This is a genomic window from Pseudomonas sp. FG98, from assembly GCF_057808595.1.
Genome location: NZ_JBMDIJ010000052.1, coordinates 27175 through 45676, shown reverse-complemented (window position 1 = coordinate 45676; position 18502 = coordinate 27175). Strand labels below are relative to the sequence as shown.

The following is an 18502-nucleotide window of genomic DNA, read 5'->3' as shown; positions in this document are numbered from 1 at the left end:
GTTGCGCCTAATTGAGATGTGTAGATACCCATGCTCATCGCTGGCAAGCCAGCTCTCATAGAAAAACACATAACTTATTGATTTTTCAGGCACTTGTGGGAGCTGGCTTGCCAGCGATGAAGCACTGAAGGTCAGAGCAGATCCCTGATCAGAACGCCGCCTTGAACACCGCCTCGATCTCCGCCTGGCTGGCCGGGCGCGGGTTGGTCAGGCCGCAGGCGTCCTTCAGGGCATTGCTGGCCAGGATCGGTACATCCTCGACCTTGGCCCCGAGCACCGCCAGCCCCGGCGGAATGTCGATATCCCGGCTCAACTGCTCGATCGCCGCAATAGCCGCCGCTGCGCCCTGCTCCGGCCCCAGCTCGCGCACCTCCACGCCCAATGCCCCGGCGACATCACGCAGGCGCGCAGCACTGACCTTGGCATTGAAGCGCTGCACATGAGGCAGCAACACCGCATTGCATACCCCGTGCGGCAGGTCATAGAAGCCGCCCAGTTGGTGCGCCATGGCATGCACATAGCCCAGCGAAGCGTTGTTGAACGCCATCCCGGCCAGGAACTGGGCATAGGCCATGGCCTCCCGCGCCGGCATGTCCTCACCATTGGCCACGGCCTGGCGCAGGTTGGCGCTGATCAGCTCGATGGCCTTCAGCGCACAGGCATCGGTGATCGGCGTGGCCGCCGTCGACACGTAGGCCTCCACCGCGTGGGTCAGGGCATCCATGCCGGTGGCGGCGGTCAATGATTTGGGCATGCCGACCATCAGCGCCGGGTCGTTGACCGACAGGATCGGCGTGACATTGCGGTCGACGATGGCCATTTTCACGTGCCGCGCTTCATCGGTGATGATGCAGAAGCGGGTCATCTCGCTGGCCGTGCCGGCGGTGGTGTTGATCGCCACCAGCGGCAACTGCGGCTTGGCCGAGCGGTCGACACCTTCGTAGTCGGCGATCTTGCCGCCATTGGTGGAGCACAGGGCGATGCCCTTGGCGCAGTCATGGGGCGAGCCGCCGCCCAGGGAAATGACGAAATCGCACTTGCTCCGCTGCAACACCGCCAGGCCCTGCTCGACGTTGGCGATGCTCGGGTTGGGCTTGGCCCCGTCGAACACCACCGAATCGATATCGCGGACCGCCAGTTGCTCGGCGATGCGTTGCGCCACCCCGGCCTTGGCCAGACCGCTGTCGGTAACGATCAGGGCCTTGCGCAAGCCGTAGCCGACAATGGCGGTCATGGCCTCGTCGAGGCAGCCGATGCCCATGATATTCACGGCTGGAATGAAAAACGTGCTGCTCATGGTCTTATCCCTCAGTGGCTCTATCTCGGTGCTTTCAGCATCCGCCGCCAATGAGCCGCACGTGTTGATCCAGGACAATTCAGCCGAGGAACAGGCGATAAGCCGGATTATCGGTCTCGTCCCAGTAGCGATAACCCATGGCATCCAGCAGGCCCGGCAGGTCGCCGCGTTCATCCTCCGGCACCTGCAAGGCGGCGAACACCCGGGCATCGGCGGCGCCATGATTGCGGTAGTGGAACAGGCTGATATTCCAGCGCTTGCCCAGGCTTTCGAGGAAGCCCAGCAGCGCCCCCGGACGCTCGGGGAATTCGAAACGCAGCACGCGCTCATCCGCCCCCGGCCCGGCATGGCCGCCAACGGTGTGGCGGATATGCAGCTTGGCCAGCTCGTTGTCGGTCAGGTCGAGCACTTCGTAGCCCTGCTCCCCCAGGCTGGCGATCAAGGCCTCGCGCGGGTCGGTCAGCGGATGGGTCTGCACACCAACGAACAGACGCGCTTCCTTGCCCGGATGATAGCGGTAGTTGAACTCGGTGATCTGCCGCCGCCCCAGGGCCTGGCAGAAGGCGCGGAAGCTGCCCGGACGCTCGGGGATGGTCACGGCGATCACCGCCTCGCGCTGCTCGCCCAGTTCGGCGCGCTCGGCGACATGGCGCAGGCGGTCGAAGTTGACGTTGGCGCCGGAGTCGATCGCCACCAGGGTCTGTCCGGTCACACCACGGGCAGCCACGTACTTCTTGATCCCGGCCACGGCCAGGGCGCCGGACGGTTCGGTGATGGAGCGGGTGTCGTCGTAGATGTCCTTGATTGCCGCGCACAGTTCGTCGCTGCTGACGGTGATCACTTCGTCCACGTAATGCCGGCAGATATCGAAGCAATGGGCGCCGATCTGCGCCACCGCCACGCCGTCGGCGAAAGTGCCGACCTGCGGCAGCACCACCCGCTCGCCGGCGGCCAGGGCCGCTTGCAGGCAGTTGGAATCCTGCGGCTCGACGCCGATCACCTTGACCTCCGGGCGCAGGTATTTGACGTAGGCAGCGATCCCCGAGATCAGCCCGCCACCGCCTACCGGCACGAAGATGGCGTCCAGCGCGCCCGGCTGCTGGCGGAGGATCTCCATGGCCACGGTGCCCTGCCCGGCTATCACGTCCGGGTCGTCGAACGGCGGCACGAAGGTCGCGCCATCGCGCTGGGCCATTTGCAGGGCATGGGCCAGGGCTCGGGGGAAGGCATCGCCATGCAGCACCACGTTGCCGCCACGGGAACGCACGCCCTCGACCTTCAGTGCCGGGGTGGTCTCCGGCATGACGATGGTCGCCACGATCCCCAGCTCGCGAGCGGCCAGGGCCACGCCCTGGGCATGGTTGCCGGCGGACGCGGTGATCACCCCGCGGGCACGTTGCTCCGGAGTCAGCCGACTGAGGCGGTTGTAGGCACCGCGGATCTTGAAGGAGAAAGTCGGTTGCAGGTCTTCGCGCTTGAGCAGCACCTGGTTGCCCAGTTGCGCAGACAAGGCGCGGGCCGCTTGCAGGGGCGTTTCAATGGCCAGGTCGTACACCGGCGCGGACAGAATGCGGCGCACGTAGTCCGACAGCAGGTTCGGGGCGCCGAGGCTGGTGCCCATGCTGGTTGGGGTGCAGACGGTGAGGCTGGTCATCGATGACTCCTGGTGTTTTCAAAAAGCCCAGGAGTGGAAAGAAAAAACCCGCCTCCAGGGCGGGTTAGGTGCAGCTGCCAGCTAGCCCGCCAATCTGATAATGGCGGTAATAATGCTCTGGGCTGGCAGGTGCAGGAATGTGTTCATGCCAGCGAAGCTAGCGAAACGATTCTGGCAAGTCAACGATTGATTCGAAAAGTTGCCGGGACACCTGTCGCAAAGCCATCACTCCCTGCCCCAAAAAAGCACAGCCCCGATTGGACAACCCCTGACTCCCCTGCTTGTATCAAACCCTGCACCCATGCATCCCCCGTATGACTCAAACCTCAGAGGGATCGGACCATGAGCGAAGGAATGCCCTACAAAGTCATGATGGTTTTCGGCACCCGCCCGGAAGCGATCAAGATGGCGCCACTGGCCCGGGTCCTGCGCGAATGGCCTGATATCGACCTGAGCATCTGCTCCACCGGCCAGCATCGGGAAATGCTCCAGCAGGTGCTCAACGACTTCGGCCTGCAGGTCGACGAAGACCTGCAGGTGATGACCCAGAACCAGACCCTCAACAGCCTTTCGCAACAACTGCTTGGGCAGATCGATGCCGCCTACGAGCGGATCAAGCCGCGCATCGTGCTGGTCCACGGCGACACCACCACCAGCTTCATCGCCGCCCTCGCCGCTTTCAACCGGCAGATCCCCATCGCCCATGTCGAGGCCGGCCTGCGCACCGGCAACCTGCGCCAGCCCTGGCCGGAAGAAGCCAACCGGCGCCTGACCGGGGTGATCGCCGACCTGCACTTCCCGCCGACCCGGGATTCACGCGACAACCTGCTGCGCGAGGGCGTGCCGCTGGAGCATATGGAGGTCACCGGCAATACGGTGATCGACGCCCTGCTGTGGATGCGCGACCACCTCAAGCACAGCCACTGGCAGCCCGCCGCCGACTCGCCGCTGTCGAAACTACGCGACGACCAGCGCCTGGTGCTGATCACCGGCCACCGCCGGGAGAATTTCGGTCCCGGTTTCGAACGTATCTGCCTGGCCCTGGCCGAACTGGCCCGGCGCTATCCGGACGTGCAATTCGTCTACCCGGTGCACCTCAACCCGCAGGTGCAGAAGGCGGTGTACTCGGTACTGTCCAACCAGCCCAACATCCACCTGATCGCGCCGCAGAACTACCAGCACTTCGTCTGGCTGATGGACCGCGCCTACCTGATCCTCACCGACTCCGGCGGCGTCCAGGAAGAGGCCCCGGCCCTGGGCAAGCCGGTGCTGGTGCTGCGCAAGGTCACCGAGCGGCCGGCGGTACTCGAAAGCGGCACGGTGCTCCTGGTGGGCACCCACAGCGAGCGCATCGTCAAGGAAACCCGGCAACTGCTCGACGATCCGGCCACCTACCAGCGCATGAGCAAGGTGTTCTTCCCGGTAGGTGACGGCCATGCCAGCGAGCGCATCGCCGAACGACTGAGCCGCTGGCTCGAGGAAAACGCCAACGGGCGCGACGACTCATGAGCCTGTTCTGGGTCGATGTCCTCACCTATGTGCTGTACGGCCTGAAGTGGCTGGCAATCATCCTCGCCACGCTGATGTTCATCCTCGGCCTGGATGACCTGTTCATCGACCTCGTCTACTGGGTGCGCAAGCTGGTGCGCAGCTTCCGCGTCTATGCCAAGCACGAGCGCGCCGACGAGAAGCGCCTGTTCGAGGTGGCGGAAAAGCCCCTGGCGATCATGGTCCCGGCCTGGAACGAGGTCGGCGTGGTCGGCGAGATGGCCCGCCTGGCAGCCTCGACCCTTGACTACGAGAACTACCAGATCTTCGTCGGCACCTACCCCAACGACCCGCAGACCCAGGCCGACGTCGACGCCGTGTGCCTGCACTACCCCAACGTGCACAAGGTGGTCTGCGCCCGCCCCGGCCCGACCAGCAAGGCCGACTGCCTGAACAACGTAATCGACGCCATCCTGCGTTTCGAGCGGGACGCGCGCATCGAATTCGCCGGCTTCATCCTGCATGACGCCGAAGACGTGATCTCGCCCATGGAGCTGCGGTTGTTCAACTACCTGCTGCCGGCCAAGGACATGATCCAGATCCCGGTCTACCCCTTCGCCCCCGAGTGGCGCGGCTTCACCGCCGGGCACTATGTCGACGAATTCGCCGAGAACCATGGCAAGGACGTTATCGTCCGCGAGGCCCTGACCGGCCAGGTGCCGAGCGCCGGGGTCGGCACCTGCTTCAGCCGCCGCGCCATCGGTGCCCTGCTGGAAGACGGCGACGGCATCGCCTTCGACGTGCAGAGCCTGACCGAGGACTACGACATCGGCTTCCGCCTCAAGCAGAAAGGCATGAAGTGCATCTTCGCCCGCTACTCCATCAGCGATCCGGAACTGGCCCTGGAACGGGTCTGGGTGCCGGGCATGAGCAAAAGCTTCGCCCAGGTGATCTGCGTGCGCGAGCACTTCCCGCGGGACTGGCAGCATGCGATCCGGCAGAAGTCGCGGTGGATCGTCGGCATCGTCTTCCAGGGCACCAGCAACCTTGGCTGGAGCCGCAAGGGTGCGCTCAACTACTTCCTCTGGCGCGACCGCCGCGGGCTGTTCGCCTACCTGCTGAGCTTCCTGGTCAACCTGCTGTTGCTGGTGCTGCTGACCATGTGGCTGATCACCCTGGTCTTCCCCGAGGCCTGGCGCTTCCCGTCGATCCTCGAAGGCAGCCAGTTGCTCACCACCCTGCTCTGGCTCAACGGCTTCCTGTTGCTCAACCGGCTGTTCCAGCGCGGCTGGTTCGTCACCCGCTACTACGGCATCTTCGAGGGCCTGCTGTCGGCGCCGCGGATGATGTGGAGCAACTTCGTCAATTTCTTCGCCAATCTGCGTGCCCTGCGCCAGGTCCTGGAAATGGGCGACTCGCGCCGGGTCGCCTGGGACAAGACCACCCACGAATTCCCGGCCCTTGCCGCACCGGCGCGGACTCCGCTGGGCCAGCGCCTGATCGAAAAGGGCCTGATCAACGAAGAACAGCTGCAAGCGGCGATCACCTCCCCGGAACGCCGCCGGCTCGGTCGCGAACTGCTGGTGCGCGAGCTGATCAGCAGCGAACAACTGGTGGAAACCCTGGCCGAACAGCTCGACCTGCCGTGGGCACCGCTGGATCCCTTCGATATCGATCCGCAACTGATCGCCCAACTGCCACGCAAGACCGCCATGCACTACGGCGTGCTGCCAGTGGCGGTGGAAGGCAAGACCCTGATCCTGGCCAGCGAAAGCCCGGTCAGCCAGGTGTCCCTGGGCGCCATAGCCCGCCAACTGAAGCGCCCGGTCCTGTGCCGCCTGGCCCCCCAGGGCCGGGTCACCCTTGGCCTGCGCTACCACTACCCGAGCCCCTGGCAGAAGGAGGAAACCCGGCAGATGCTCGCGGTCCTGCAACGGCACAAGGACGACGCCGAACTGATCGAACGGGTCAGCCATCACCAGGTGCTGCTCGGCACCCTCCTGCAAACCCGCGGCATGGTCCCGGCCACCCTGTTCAACCAGGTGATGATCGACTTCGATCCCGAGCATATGAGCCTGGGCGACTACCTGATCGAACGCGGCATCATCACCGAGCAGCTTCTCAAGGAGGCCCTGGCCGAGCAGGCGGCGGAACAGCAGGCGGCCTTCAACATCGTCCGGGAGGTGGCATGAAGCAGCCTGTTCCGCTGGCAGTGACCGGCCTGCTCCTGTGCCTCTACGGCCTGCACGGCATGGCGGCGCCGATGAGCGATTTCGAGCGTTTCCGCAGCTTTCCGTACATGGACCGTAGTTACCGCGAGGCGAAAAACAACAACTGGCCCGAGGTGGAGCGCCTGACCCGCTACCTGCTGGACAAGGTGCCGAACAACGACGAGGCGCGCAGCCTGCTGATCCAGGCCCTGGCCCACCAGAACCGCTACGACGAAGCCGAACGACTGGCCGAAGCCCAGGGCAAGGACAGCGACCAGTTGCTTGAACTGCGCCTGATCCGCATCGAAGAGAATCCACCCGAGACCTCGGTGGTCGAGCGCTGGATGAACGACAGCCAGATCAACCAGCGCATCCGCCTGCGTCAGGCCTACAGCCTGAGCCTGGGCAAGCACTACGGGCCGCAGAAGGCCCTGGACTGGCTGAACCAGCTACGCCCGGCCGGCGACGACAATATCCTGCGCCAGTCCCGGGCCAACTGGGCCGAGCAGGTCGGCGACTGGGACGAAACCGTGCAGCAACTGGCGCCGCTGGCAGCCAACGGGCAACTTCAGCCTGATGACTGGCAGCGCCTGGCCAATGCCTATGTGCAGCGTCTTGACGACGCACCGTTGCAGCAACTGCTGACGCAAGCGCCCTCGGCGGACGCCGCGCGCAAGACCCGCCTGGCGATGGTCGATCGCGCCGTCGCCGTGGGTCACGAACAACAGGCCCGACGCTGGCTGCAAAGCCTGCCGGAAGCCGACCGCGACCAGCCGCAACACCGCGAGCAACTGCTCGAACTGGCCCGACAGAGCGAAGACGGCGCACTGGTACGGGAACTCAGCAACGACCTGAACAAGCCTTGCCTGGAGACCGCCGAGTGGCTGTCACGCAATGACCCGCAGCACGCCCTCGACCAGCTTCGTCAATGCCGCGCCGAGGACGACCCGAGAACCTGGCTGATTCTCGCCCAGCGCCTGCACGCCGATGACCTTCTGCAAAACCAGCGCCTGCCGCAGCCCTGGGACGCCCAGCGCCAGCAACGACTGCTGGAGGTCTGGCGCGAGCAAGGCAAGACCCGCCAGGTCATGGACTGGCTGGCCGCGCAACCGCAGACCCCGGTAATTCTCCAACAGCGTGCCGAACTGCTGCAGGGCAGCGGCAATCGCCGCGATGCCAGCACCGCCTGGGAAAGCCTGTATCGCCAGACCGGCAGCCTGGATGCGCTTAACCAGGCTACCTACCTGATGCTCAACGCCGGGCGCAAGCATGAGGCATTAGCCATGCTGGAACAGGCCTACGACCGCCATCAGGGTCGGCTTTCCGCCCCGCTGCTGCAACGCCTGGCCGGGCTCTACAGCCAGACCGACACGACGCTGGACAGTCGCCGCGCTGTCGCCCTGATCCCGCGGGTCGATGCCGCCAGCCGGGCCCTGCTGCTGGCGCGCCTGGCGGAAAGCGGCCAGTGCGGCGCGGTGCACGCAGCGATACCCGCAGAACCCACCGAGCCCGGCCAGTTGCGAGCCCTGGGCCGTTGCGCCATGCCCGAGCATCCCGGCGAGGCCGTGGTGTACTACCAGGCCGCCGAGCGTCTTGGTGATCGCGGCAGCCGCCTGCCCCTGGCCTACGCCCTCGAGGCCGCGGGCGATGCGGCTGGCGCCCAGCGCATCTTCGACAGCCTGCCGGCCAGCGAATGGACCGACAACGCACGCCTGACCGCCGCACAAAGCGCTCTCAACGCCGGCAACCCGGAGCGCGCCGAACAACACTGGAGCCGCGCCGCCCACCCCAATGCCGACGACTGGGCCCTGGGCGCGAGCATCGCCGAGCGCCGCGGCGACCTGCCCCAGTCCCTGGAACGGCGACGCCAGGCCCTGCAGCACCAGCCCCGCGCCGAGCACTACTACGACGCCTCGATCACCGCGCAGAAAACCGGCGACCTGGCGCAAAGCACCGCCTGGCTGGCCGAAGCCGTGCGCCTGGCTCCGGAGCATCCACGCTACCGCGCCGACTACGGCATGCGCCTGGCCGGCAGCGAGGACAAGGCCGTCCGCCGCCAGTCCATTCCCTTGCTGGAGCAGGCCACCCGCAGCTTCCCCGAGGATTACCGCCTCGGCGAGACCCTGGCCTGGCGCTACGACGAAGTGGAAGACAGTGCCGCCGCGCGCAAGGAACTGCGCCGGGTGCTGGATGTGGAGCAGGACCTGGTCGGCGGCGACGACGAATACGGCAGCCTGGAGGCACGCAAGTACCGCCAGCGCCGCGCCCACGAAGCGCTGTCGCGGCGCGATACGGTGACCCTCGCCAGCACCTGGTCGCCCGCCGGGATTTCCACCAACGACAACTTCCGCGCCTCCGACAACCCGCAACGTCGCGCGCAATCGCAGAACGTGCAGATGGCCATGTGGGACCACGCCCTGGGCGACGAGCCAAGCCGCAATGGCAGCACCTTCTCGGTCTACGGCCGGGTGCTGTTCGGCGGCAGCGGGCGCAGCGACTACGCGCAAAGCATGGGCACCGGCGTCGGCCTGCGCTGGAAGCCGCTGGGCACCGCCAACCTCAACCTGTACAGCGAGCTGTACCACCAGCGCGAGATCGACGACAGCCACTACGACGGCCTCAGCCTCGGCCAACTGTTCAGCCCGGGCAAGGTCGGGCGCAACTGGCGCGACCTGCGCAGCCATGCGTCGAGCAGCAACGACCTGCTGCTGCGGGCCACCGCCTCGTTCTTCGACCAGGGCGACTACCGCGCCGACTGGCGGGTCGACGAGGACGACTGGAACGAACGCTTCCTCTACCTCGATGCCTCCTGGTGGACCCGCGCCGGTGATCACCAGTGGCTGTCGCGCTACCAGCAGGGCCACACCTGGAAGCTCGACACCCGCTCGCCGCAGACCGTCATGCCCTACGGCTTCCTCGAATTCGCCAGCCAGGACCCGAGCAACGACTGGCGCCAGGACCTGCGTGCCGGGGTCGGGCTGCGCTGGCAATGGTGGTTCGACGACGACAAATACAACGCATACCGGGGCTCGCTGAAGGTCCGCACGGAGTACCAGCAGTCCCTCGGCGGCAATCTGTACGAGCGCGCCAATGGCGTGCTCCTCGGTGTGGAGTTGACCTTCTGATGCGCCGGATCCTGTTTCTCCTACTGCTGGCCTGCCTGCCGGTCGCGGCCGACCAGCGGGTGATCTATCAACCGCAAAGCCGCGATGCTGTGCTCAGCACCGAGCAGTGGCGCCAGCTATGGCGCGATACCGTGAGCCATGGCGGCAAGACCCTGATGGTGCAATGGACCCGCTACGGCGACGAGCGCTTCGGCGGTGCCGACGGCTGGCTCGCCGCAAGCCTGAAGGAGGCCCATGCCCAGGGACTGGAACTGGTCCTGGGCCTGTACCTGGACAGCGCCTACTACACCCGGATCAACGAACTGGACACGGGCGGGCTGGCGGCCTATTGGAAGTCGCAACTCGGCGACTCCCTGGCCCAGCAGCGCGAGGTGCGCCAATGGGGCTTGCCGGTGGCGGGCTGGTACCTGCCGATGGAGCTGGACGACCTGCACTTCCAGATGGCCGAGCGACGGGATGCCTTGTTCAGCCAGTTGCAGGAATTCAACCGCAAACTGGACGCGCCGCTGCATATCAGCGCCTTCAGTACTGGCAAGCTGGCGCCCGGGGTGCAGGCCAGCTGGTTCGGCAAACTGGCCGGGCTGGGCATCAAGCTGTGGTGGCAGGACGGCGCGGGCACCGGGCGCTTGCCGCCGCTGGTGCGCGCCGACTATGTCCGCGCCCTGCCCTGCGAGGTGGGGATCATTCACGAAGCGTTCCGCCAGGTCAGCGCCGAGGGCCAGCCGTTCCGGGCGGTGCCGGCCGCACCCGCGATGGGCGCCGGGTGTCACGACCAGGCGGTGTTTGCCTTGAATTACCGGCCTTGGGCAAAGGTGTTGCCCAGTGCTCCTTGATTGCGGGCACACCGCAGAACCCTGTGGGAGCCGGCGTTGCCGGCGATAGGGCCCTGACGAACAACCAATAAGCCAAGCCATGTACAAAACCATCGAAAACCAGGTCCGCCATCACCCGCCCCCGCAGACAGTGCGCGCCGAATTCCGCCAGCACGATTTCGAACGACTGCGGCATTTCTGCATCCTGGTGTTCTGCCTGAGCATCGGCATCTGGTTCCTGTTCGATCTGCTGGTGAGCTTTATCGGCAGCCAGGGCTTCACCTGGCGCTCGGCGGCACTGATCTGCGCCATGGGCATCCTCACGGTGATCCTGCTGTTCGTGCGCAAAGCCGAGCATTTCAGCTGGCTCAACCTGCTGTTCGTCAGCCTGATGGCCTTCGCCGTGCGCCTGGTGGTCGACGGCACCCCCGAGGACCATCAAGCCGCCTGGCTGATCATGGCGGCGTCGAGCATTCTCTATTCGATCTCGATCCTGCCGGTGCGGCGCTGGTCGTTCTTCGCTTCGGCGCTGGTCACCTGGCTGCTGCTCAACCCGTTCCAGGCCGAAGGCACCGAGCTGTTCGACCTGCGTGGCTGCATGATCATCAGCTATGCCGCGTTCATCACCGGCCTGACCTTCTACAGCTACGTGGTGCTGCGCCAGGCCAAGCTGCAGAACTTCCACATGTCGCGCCTGCTGCTCGACCAGGCCTATATCGACGTACTCACCGAAATCCCCAACCGCCGCTCCTTCGTCGCACTCGCCGAGCAGCACATGCAGGATGCCGACGAAAGCCCGGAGCGCTACCTGGCGATGATCGACGTGGACAATTTCAAGAGGGTCAACGACCAGTACGGCCATGACAGCGGCGACGTGGTGCTCAAGCGCATCGCCGGCAATATCCGCACCAGCATGAACGAGTTCGTCTATGCACGGCTCGGTGGCGAGGAGTTCGTGGTCTACCTGTGGGGTCTGGACCAGGCCGCCACCGAGGCCAGGGTGGCGGCACTGTGTACGCTGGTGCGGGAGACCCCGGGGGAGCATCCGGTGACGGTCAGCATCGGCCTGACCCGCATGGAAGACGGCGACACCCTGGGCAATGCCCTGGGCCGGGCGGATGCCGCGCTGTATGACGCCAAGCGGGCGGGGAAGGATCGGTATGTGCTGTGGGTTGGGGATACAACTGAAGTATCGGGGTGATTTTCAGGGCCTCATCGCTGGCAAGCCAGCTCCCACAGGTCCTGCGATGCACACGGTCACTGTGGGAGCTGGCTTGCCAGCGATGAGGCCCTCAAGAACAACAAATGACTATCAGCCCAAGCCGCCAAAACGCTTGTAGAACCCCTCGCTCACCGCCGGCAACGGCCCATCCGCAGTCTCCATCGCCGCCTCCAGCCACTGCTCCGCCGGCCCCTGCACCAACCGGTAGATATTCCGGCACAACTGCCGCGCCGCCCGGCCTTCCCAGTCGCCCGGGAGCAGTTCGTCCGGCAGTTGCGGGTCGCGCAGCAGCAGCTTGCGGTATTCATGGATCAACAGCACCCGGGCCAGGAAGCAGGCCTTGGGATCGAGCTGCGCCTGCTCCTTGAGGCTCTGCCACAGCGGCCGGAACAGCTGGATGAACTCGCTGTAGTGCGCCGCCAGTTCATCGATCTTCCAGCTTTCGCGCACCTGCATGCGCAGCGCCTTGGAAGCCAGCACATCCTGAGCGGTGGTTTCGAAGAGGATGGTTTCTTCCTGGGCACCAAGGTCCTGCAGGGTGGCCATGACATCGGCGCGGTCGCTGCGCGGACAGGCCAGCACGCCCGGGGAGATGGCGCCGAAGCCCTGCCATTCCAGCTCCTCGCGAACCTGCTTGCGCTTGTCCTGGGGCAACTGGGTGAGCATCGCCAGGCACCAGGAACCGTCCCAGGCTGGTGGATTGGCCGCATAGACCCGCTTGAAGGCCTTCTCGAAACGCCGCCGCCCGGTGCCGGTCAGGCTGTAGTAGCTGCGCCGGCCGACCTTCTCCGCAGTCAGCCAGTTTTCCTTGGTCAGGCGGAAGATCGAGGTGCGGATCAGCCGTTCGTTGATGCCCATGGGCTCCAGCAGCTGGATCAGGCTGCCGAGCCAGACGGTGCCGCCACGGGGTTCGATGGCATCGCCGTAGAGGGTGATGATCAGGGAGCTGGCACGAATCGGGGTCTGCTGCTGGAAGCGGTCGATCAGGTGGTCCAGCGGAGTGAGGGACGACATAGGCGTTCCGGTCGAAAAAGGAAGGAATATACCCGCGCGCCCGCAGCATGACCATGCTCCGGGCGCGCCGGCAGGCTCAGGCGCCACCCGGTACTTTCGGGCGCACGGCATCGTCGCGGTAACGGCCGCGCCCTGCCTCGATCTCGGTCAGTGGCGTGCACTCCCGCATGCTTTCAAGACAGCGCCGAGTCAGCTGCTGATAGGCCCGGGTACCGGTCTGCTTCCAGGCCACTTCATCGTCGCTCAGGCGCCGGGTGACCTTGGCCGGCGACCCCAGCAGCAACGACTGCTCCTCGCACTGGAAACCCGCCTTGACCAGCGCGCCGGCCGATACGATACAGCGCGGTGCGATTCGCGCATTGTCGAGAATCACCGCATTCATGCCGATCAGCGCATCCTCGCCCACCACGCAACCGTGCAGCACCGCACCGTGGCCGACATGGCCGTTGCGCTGCACCACCGTGTCGCTGGCCGGGAAGCCGTGCATCACGCAGGTGTCCTGCAGATTGGCGCCCTCCTCCAGGACGATCCGCCCGAAATCGCCGCGCAAGGCGGCCAAAGGCCCGACGTAGCAGTGCGGGCCAATGATCACATCGCCGATCAGCACCGCCGAGGGATGCACGTAGGCGGTCGGGTGAACCACCGGGGTCAGGCCATCGATACTGTAACAAGTCATGACGAATTTCCTCGAAAACGATACGCACCAGGCATGCAAGATAAAACCCTCAATAGCGGGTTTCATTCAGTAATAACGGCGATCCCGCAAAATAACACAGGATCATTAGACACATTTTTATTTTGTTATGTTGTTTTTCTGTATCGCATTATGCCTATACTCTGGCGAAAGGGCCAAGCAGCCCATCCAATAAAAAACGCCGGCCCCCGAGGCCAGGCAACGCCTTGCGAGGAACCGCGTCATGCCGAACACCCTCGAGGTGCAGGCCCATCAGGCCACCTGCCTGATCACCCTGCATCGTCCGCATGCACTGAATGCCCTGACCAGCGAACTGCTCGGCGAGCTGGCAACCGAGTTGCAGCGCTGCGCTGAAGATCCGGGCGTGCGCGCCGTGGTCATCACCGGCAGCCGCAAGGCCTTCGCCGCCGGTGCCGATCTCAACGAAATGGCCGAGCGCGACCTGGTCGGCATGCTCGACGACCCGCGCCAGCAGCACTGGCAGCAGATCACCCGCTTCCCCAAACCGCTGATCGCCGCCGTCAACGGCTACGCCCTGGGCGGCGGCTGCGAACTGGCCATGCATGCCGACATCCTCATCGCCGGCAGCGACGCCCAGTTCGGCCAGCCGGAAATCAACCTGGGGATCATGCCCGGCGCCGGCGGCACCCAGCGTCTGCTGCATGCGGTGGGCAAGTCGCTGGCGATGCAGATGGTCCTCGCCGGCGAGTCGATCAGCGCCCGCCGCGCCCTCGAAGCCGGCCTGGTCAGCGAAATCACCCAACCGGAATTCACCGTCGAACGCGCCCTGCAGATCGCCCAGCGTATTGCCGCCAAGGCGCCGCTGGCCGTGCGCCTGGCCAAGGAAGCCGTACTCAAGGCCCAGGACCTCGACCTGGCCAGCGGCCTGCGCTTCGAACGCCACGCTTTCACCCTGCTGGCCGGCACCGCCGACCGCAACGAAGGCATCCGCGCCTTCCAGGAAAAACGCCAGGCCGCCTTCAAGGGCTGCTAAGAGGACCCCGTCATGAGTTACCAGCACATCCTGTTTTCCATCGAAGCCGGGGTCGCCACCCTGTGCCTGAATCGCCCCGAGCAACTGAACAGCTTCAACACCCTGATGCACCAGGAAGTGCGCGAGGCGCTGAAGACCGTGCAGAACAGCGCCGAGGTCCGCGTCCTGCTGCTCACCGGCGAGGGCCGTGGCTTCTGCGCCGGCCAGGACCTGAGCGACCGCAATGTCGCCCCTGGCGCCGAGATGCCCGACCTGGGCCTGTCCATCGAGCGTTTCTACAACCCGCTGATCCGCACCCTGCGCGAGCTGCCGATCCCGGTGATCTGCGCGGTCAACGGCGTGGCCGCCGGGGCCGGGGCGAATATCCCGCTGGCCTGCGACCTGGTCCTGGCCGCGCGCTCCGCCAGCTTTATCCAGGCCTTCTGCAGGATCGGCCTGATCCCCGATTCCGCCGGCACCTGGGCGCTGCCACGCCTGGTCGGCATGGCCCGGGCCAAGGCCCTGACCCTGCTGGGCGAGCGCCTGAGCGCCGAACAGGCCCTGGAATGGGGGCTGATCTACAAGGTGGTGGACGATGCCGAACTGCGCGACCAGGCCATCGCCCTCGCCCGCCAACTGGCGACCCAGCCCACCTACGGCCTGGGCCTGATCAAGCGCAGCCTGCATGCCAGCCTGGACAACAGTTTCGAGGAGCAACTGACCCTGGAGCGCGATCTGCAACGCCTGGCCGGGCGCAGCGAGGACTACCGCGAAGGCGTCGCCGCCTTCATGGAAAAACGCACGCCAGCGTTCAAGGGGTACTGAAGCGATGAGCGCACTGAACACAAGCGTGCCGGTGGCGGTCATCGGTGCCGGGGCCATGGGTGCCGGCATCGCCCAGGTCGCGGCCAGCGCCGGGCACCGGGTCTGGCTCTACGACAATCGCCCGGGCGCCGCTGCCCAGGCCATCGAGGGCATCGGCAAGCAACTGGACAAGCGCGTCGCCAACGGCAAGCTGGCCGCCAGCGCCCGCGAAGCCTGCCTGGCCGCGCTGGTCCCGGCAGACAACCTGGAACAATTGGCCGATGCCGGCCTGGTGATCGAGGCCATCATCGAGAACCTGGAAATCAAGCAGGCCCTGCTGCGCCAACTGGAAGCCCTGTGCGCGCCGGAGTGCATCCTCGCCAGCAACACCTCGTCGATCTCCATCACCCGCCTCGGCGCCGGCATGCAGCGTCCGGAGCGCTTGGTGGGCATGCACTTCTTCAATCCGGCGCCGGTGATGCAACTGGTGGAGGTGATCCAGGGCCTGGCCAGCGACGCCAACGTGGTCGCCACGGTGCTCGCCACCGCCCAGGCCTGGGGCAAGAAGCCGGTGCTGGCCCGTTCGACCCCGGGCTTTATCGTCAACCGCGTGGCCCGACCGTTCTACGCCGAGAGCCTGCGCCTGCTGCAGGAAGGCGCCGCCGACTGCGCCAGCCTCGACGCACTGCTGCGCGAGGCCGGCGGTTTTGCCATGGGCGCCTTCGAGCTGACCGACCTGATCGGCCACGACGTCAACTACGCGGTGACCTGCTCGGTGTTCGACGCCTATTACCAGGACATGCGCTTCCAGCCCTCGCAGATCCAGAAAGAACTGGTGGACGCCGGCCACTTCGGGCGCAAGAGCGGGCGCGGCTTCTATGACTACCGCGACGGCGCAGTACGGCCGCAGCCGTTGACACTGGACAGCACGACGCCTGTGCCGCAGGTGATTGTCGAAGGCGATACCGGACTGTTGCAGCCGCTGCTGGAACGCCTGACGGACCATGAAATAAAGATCAGCCAGCGCGCCGGTCGCGGTCTGCTGCGGGTCGGCGAAGCCACCGTCGCCCTCAGCGATGGTCGCCTGGCCAGCCAGCGCAGCGCCGACGAAGGCTTGAGCAACCTGGTACTGCTCGACCTGGCACTGGACTACCGCAGCTGCCGCCGCCTTGCCATCAGCTGGTCGGCCACCACCTCGCCCCAGGCCGTGGACCAGGTCGTCGCCCTGCTGGCCAAGGCCGGAATCGCCGTCACCGCGCTGCGCGACAGCCCTGCCCTGTGCGTACTGCGCACCGTGGCCATGCTCGCCAACGAAGCCGCCGATGCCCTGCTGCAAGGGGTGGCTTCGGCGGCGGATATCGACCTGGCCATGCGCGCCGGGGTCAATTACCCCTGCGGGCCGCTGGCCTGGGCCGATCGCCTCGGTGCGGCGACTCTGGTGCGGGTGCTCGACCACCTGCAAGGCGCCTACGGCGAGGAACGCTACCGCCCTTCCCTGCAACTGCGTCGGCAACTGGCCGAAGGAGTGCCTTTTCATGAATGACCGTCTGGATCTGGCCAGCCGCTGCGCCCAGGCCCTGTATGACCGCGACGCCGCCAGCCAGGGCCTGGGCATGCGCCTGCTGGCCAGCGGCCCGGGCAGCGCCACCGTGGGCATGAGCGTGCGCGCCGACATGCTCCAGGGCCACAACACCTGCCACGGCGGCTTCCTCTTCGCCCTGGCCGACTCGGCCTTCGCCTTTGCCTGCAACAGCCACAACGCCGCCACCGTGGCCCAGGGCTGCAGCATCGACTACGTCGCTCCGGCCTTCGAAGGCGACACCCTGACCGCCACCTGCAACGAACTGAGCCGGGGCAAACGCACCGGCGTCTACGACGTGCGCATCGACAATCAGCACGGCCAGTTGATCGCCCTGTTCCGTGGCAAGTCCTACCAGATACGCGGCACCGTGCTCGCGGAGGAAACCCTGAAATGAAAGATGCCCTGATCATCGATGCCGTGCGCACGCCCATCGGCCGTTATGCCGGCGCCCTCAGCGCGGTGCGTGCCGACGACCTCGGTGCAATCCCCCTGCGCGCCTTGATGGAGCGCCACCCCCAGGTGGACTGGAGCCAGGTCGACGAAGTGGTCTACGGCTGCGCCAACCAGGCCGGCGAGGACAACCGCAACGTCGCGCGCATGGCCTCGCTGCTGGCCGGGCTGCCGGTCAGCGTGCCCGGAGTGACCCTCAATCGTCTCTGCGCTTCCGGCCTGGAAGCGGTAGGCGCGGCGGCGCGGGCGATCCGCTGTGGCGAGGCCGGGCTGGTGCTGGCCGGCGGCGTCGAGTCGATGTCCCGTGCGCCGCTGGTGATGGGCAAGGCCGAGACCGCCTTCTCCCGCCAGGCCGAGCTGTTCGACACCACCATCGGCTGGCGCTTCGTAAATCCGTTGATGGAGCGGCAATACGGCATCGATAGCATGCCGGAGACCGCCGAGAACGTGGCCGAGCAGTTCAATATCAGCCGCGCCGACCAGGACGCTTTCGCCCTGCGCAGCCAGCAACGCGCCGGCGCGGCCCAGGCCAGCGGGCGCCTGGCGGAAGAGATCGTTGCGGTGCGGATCCCCCAGCGCAAAGGGCCGGACAAGCTGGTCGAGCATGACGAACACCCGCGCGGCGATACCACCCTGGAGCAGTTGCAGCGCCTGGGCACGCCATTCCGCGAGGGTGGCAGCATCACCGCCGGCAACGCCTCGGGGGTCAACGACGGCGCCTGCGCCGTGCTCCTGGCCAGTGCGGAAGTTGCCAATCGCTACGGCCTGAAGGCTCGCGGTCGGGTGCTCGGCATGGCCAGCGCCGGGGTCGAGCCACGGATCATGGGTATCGGCCCGGTCCCGGCGACCCACAAGGTACTGGAACTGACCGGCCTGGCCCTGACCGACATGGACGTGATCGAACTCAACGAAGCCTTCGCCGCCCAGGGCCTGGCTGTGCTGCGCGAACTGGGGGTGGCCGACGACGATCCACGGGTCAACCCCAACGGTGGTGCCATCGCCCTCGGTCACCCGCTGGGCATGAGCGGCGCGCGCCTGGTCACTACCGCCCTGCACGAACTGGAACGGCGCCAGGGCCGCTACGCCCTGTGCACCCTGTGCATCGGTGTCGGCCAGGGCCTGGCGCTGATCATCGAACGACTCGACCACTGACTGACAAACGCTCCCGGGCGCCGGG

General features: G+C 66.1%; 14 protein-coding genes. 10 read left to right on the top strand and 4 right to left on the bottom strand.

Annotation, left to right across the window (positions count from 1 at the left end):
* Window positions 1-148 precede the first annotated feature (148 nt).
* Window positions 149-1297 (bottom strand): L-threonine dehydrogenase, encoded by a 1149-nt coding sequence (gene yiaY / locus ACODSK_RS23565; RefSeq protein ID WP_489019495.1) that lies wholly within the window; start codon window positions 1295-1297, stop codon window positions 149-151.
* Between the two features lie 79 nt (window positions 1298-1376).
* A complete protein-coding gene (gene ilvA, locus ACODSK_RS23560) occupies window positions 1377-2918 on the bottom strand; it encodes a threonine ammonia-lyase, biosynthetic (protein ID WP_489019497.1) in 1542 nt (513 codons plus the stop codon).
* A gap of 387 nt (window positions 2919-3305) precedes the next feature.
* Here ilvA and wecB point away from each other — a divergent pair, with 387 nt between their 5' ends.
* The 5 genes from wecB to ACODSK_RS23535 all read left to right on the top strand — a co-directional run bounded on the left by wecB (window position 3306) and on the right by ACODSK_RS23535 (window position 11787).
* On the top strand, window positions 3306-4460 hold the full coding sequence (gene wecB / locus ACODSK_RS23555; RefSeq protein ID WP_489019496.1) for a non-hydrolyzing UDP-N-acetylglucosamine 2-epimerase: 1155 nt from the start codon (window positions 3306-3308) through the stop codon (window positions 4458-4460).
* Window positions 4457-6631 carry a cyclic di-3',5'-guanylate-activated glycosyltransferase NfrB gene (nfrB, locus tag ACODSK_RS23550; protein WP_489019494.1) on the top strand — a complete coding sequence of 725 codons (2175 nt, stop codon included), beginning with the start codon at window positions 4457-4459 and terminating at the stop codon, window positions 6629-6631. Before wecB ends, nfrB begins: the two co-directional genes overlap by 4 nt.
* Window positions 6628-9774 carry an NfrA family protein gene (locus ACODSK_RS23545; RefSeq protein ID WP_489019493.1) on the top strand — a complete coding sequence of 1049 codons (3147 nt, stop codon included), beginning with the start codon at window positions 6628-6630 and terminating at the stop codon, window positions 9772-9774. The genes nfrB and ACODSK_RS23545 overlap by 4 nt, the downstream gene beginning before the upstream one ends.
* Window positions 9774-10607: a DUF4434 domain-containing protein gene (locus tag ACODSK_RS23540; RefSeq protein WP_489019492.1), complete on the top strand. Its 834-nt coding sequence runs from the start codon at window positions 9774-9776 to the stop codon at window positions 10605-10607. The genes ACODSK_RS23545 and ACODSK_RS23540 overlap by 1 nt, the downstream gene beginning before the upstream one ends.
* Window positions 10608-10686: 79 nt before the next feature.
* On the top strand, window positions 10687-11787 hold the full coding sequence (locus ACODSK_RS23535) for a GGDEF domain-containing protein (RefSeq protein WP_489019491.1): 1101 nt from the start codon (window positions 10687-10689) through the stop codon (window positions 11785-11787).
* Between the two features lie 111 nt (window positions 11788-11898).
* Here ACODSK_RS23535 and paaX read toward each other — a convergent pair whose 3' ends face one another.
* Window positions 11899-12822 (bottom strand): phenylacetic acid degradation operon negative regulatory protein PaaX, encoded by a 924-nt coding sequence (gene paaX, locus ACODSK_RS23530; protein WP_489019490.1) that lies wholly within the window; start codon window positions 12820-12822, stop codon window positions 11899-11901.
* A 76-nt stretch (window positions 12823-12898) separates the two neighbouring features.
* On the bottom strand, window positions 12899-13498 hold the full coding sequence (gene paaY, locus ACODSK_RS23525; RefSeq protein WP_489019489.1) for a phenylacetic acid degradation protein PaaY: 600 nt from the start codon (window positions 13496-13498) through the stop codon (window positions 12899-12901).
* 241 nt (window positions 13499-13739) lie between these two features.
* Between paaY and paaF the strand changes: the two genes are divergently transcribed.
* The 5 genes from paaF to pcaF are packed head-to-tail and all read left to right on the top strand — an operon-like array spanning window position 13740 to window position 18477.
* Window positions 13740-14510, top strand: a complete 771-nt coding sequence (gene paaF, locus ACODSK_RS23520) for a 2,3-dehydroadipyl-CoA hydratase PaaF (RefSeq protein ID WP_489019488.1) — start codon at window positions 13740-13742, stop codon at window positions 14508-14510.
* 12 nt (window positions 14511-14522) lie between these two features.
* Window positions 14523-15314 carry a 2-(1,2-epoxy-1,2-dihydrophenyl)acetyl-CoA isomerase PaaG gene (gene paaG, locus ACODSK_RS23515; protein ID WP_489019487.1) on the top strand — a complete coding sequence of 264 codons (792 nt, stop codon included), beginning with the start codon at window positions 14523-14525 and terminating at the stop codon, window positions 15312-15314.
* A 4-nt stretch (window positions 15315-15318) separates the two neighbouring features.
* Window positions 15319-16836, top strand: a complete 1518-nt coding sequence (paaH, locus tag ACODSK_RS23510) for a 3-hydroxyacyl-CoA dehydrogenase PaaH (RefSeq protein WP_489019486.1) — start codon at window positions 15319-15321, stop codon at window positions 16834-16836.
* Entirely contained in the window at window positions 16829-17269 is a 441-nt protein-coding gene (gene paaI, locus ACODSK_RS23505) for a hydroxyphenylacetyl-CoA thioesterase PaaI (RefSeq protein WP_489019485.1), read from the top strand. The genes paaH and paaI overlap by 8 nt, the downstream gene beginning before the upstream one ends.
* On the top strand, window positions 17266-18477 hold the full coding sequence (pcaF, locus tag ACODSK_RS23500; RefSeq protein ID WP_489019484.1) for a 3-oxoadipyl-CoA thiolase: 1212 nt from the start codon (window positions 17266-17268) through the stop codon (window positions 18475-18477). The genes paaI and pcaF overlap by 4 nt, the downstream gene beginning before the upstream one ends.
* Window positions 18478-18502 lie beyond the last annotated feature (25 nt).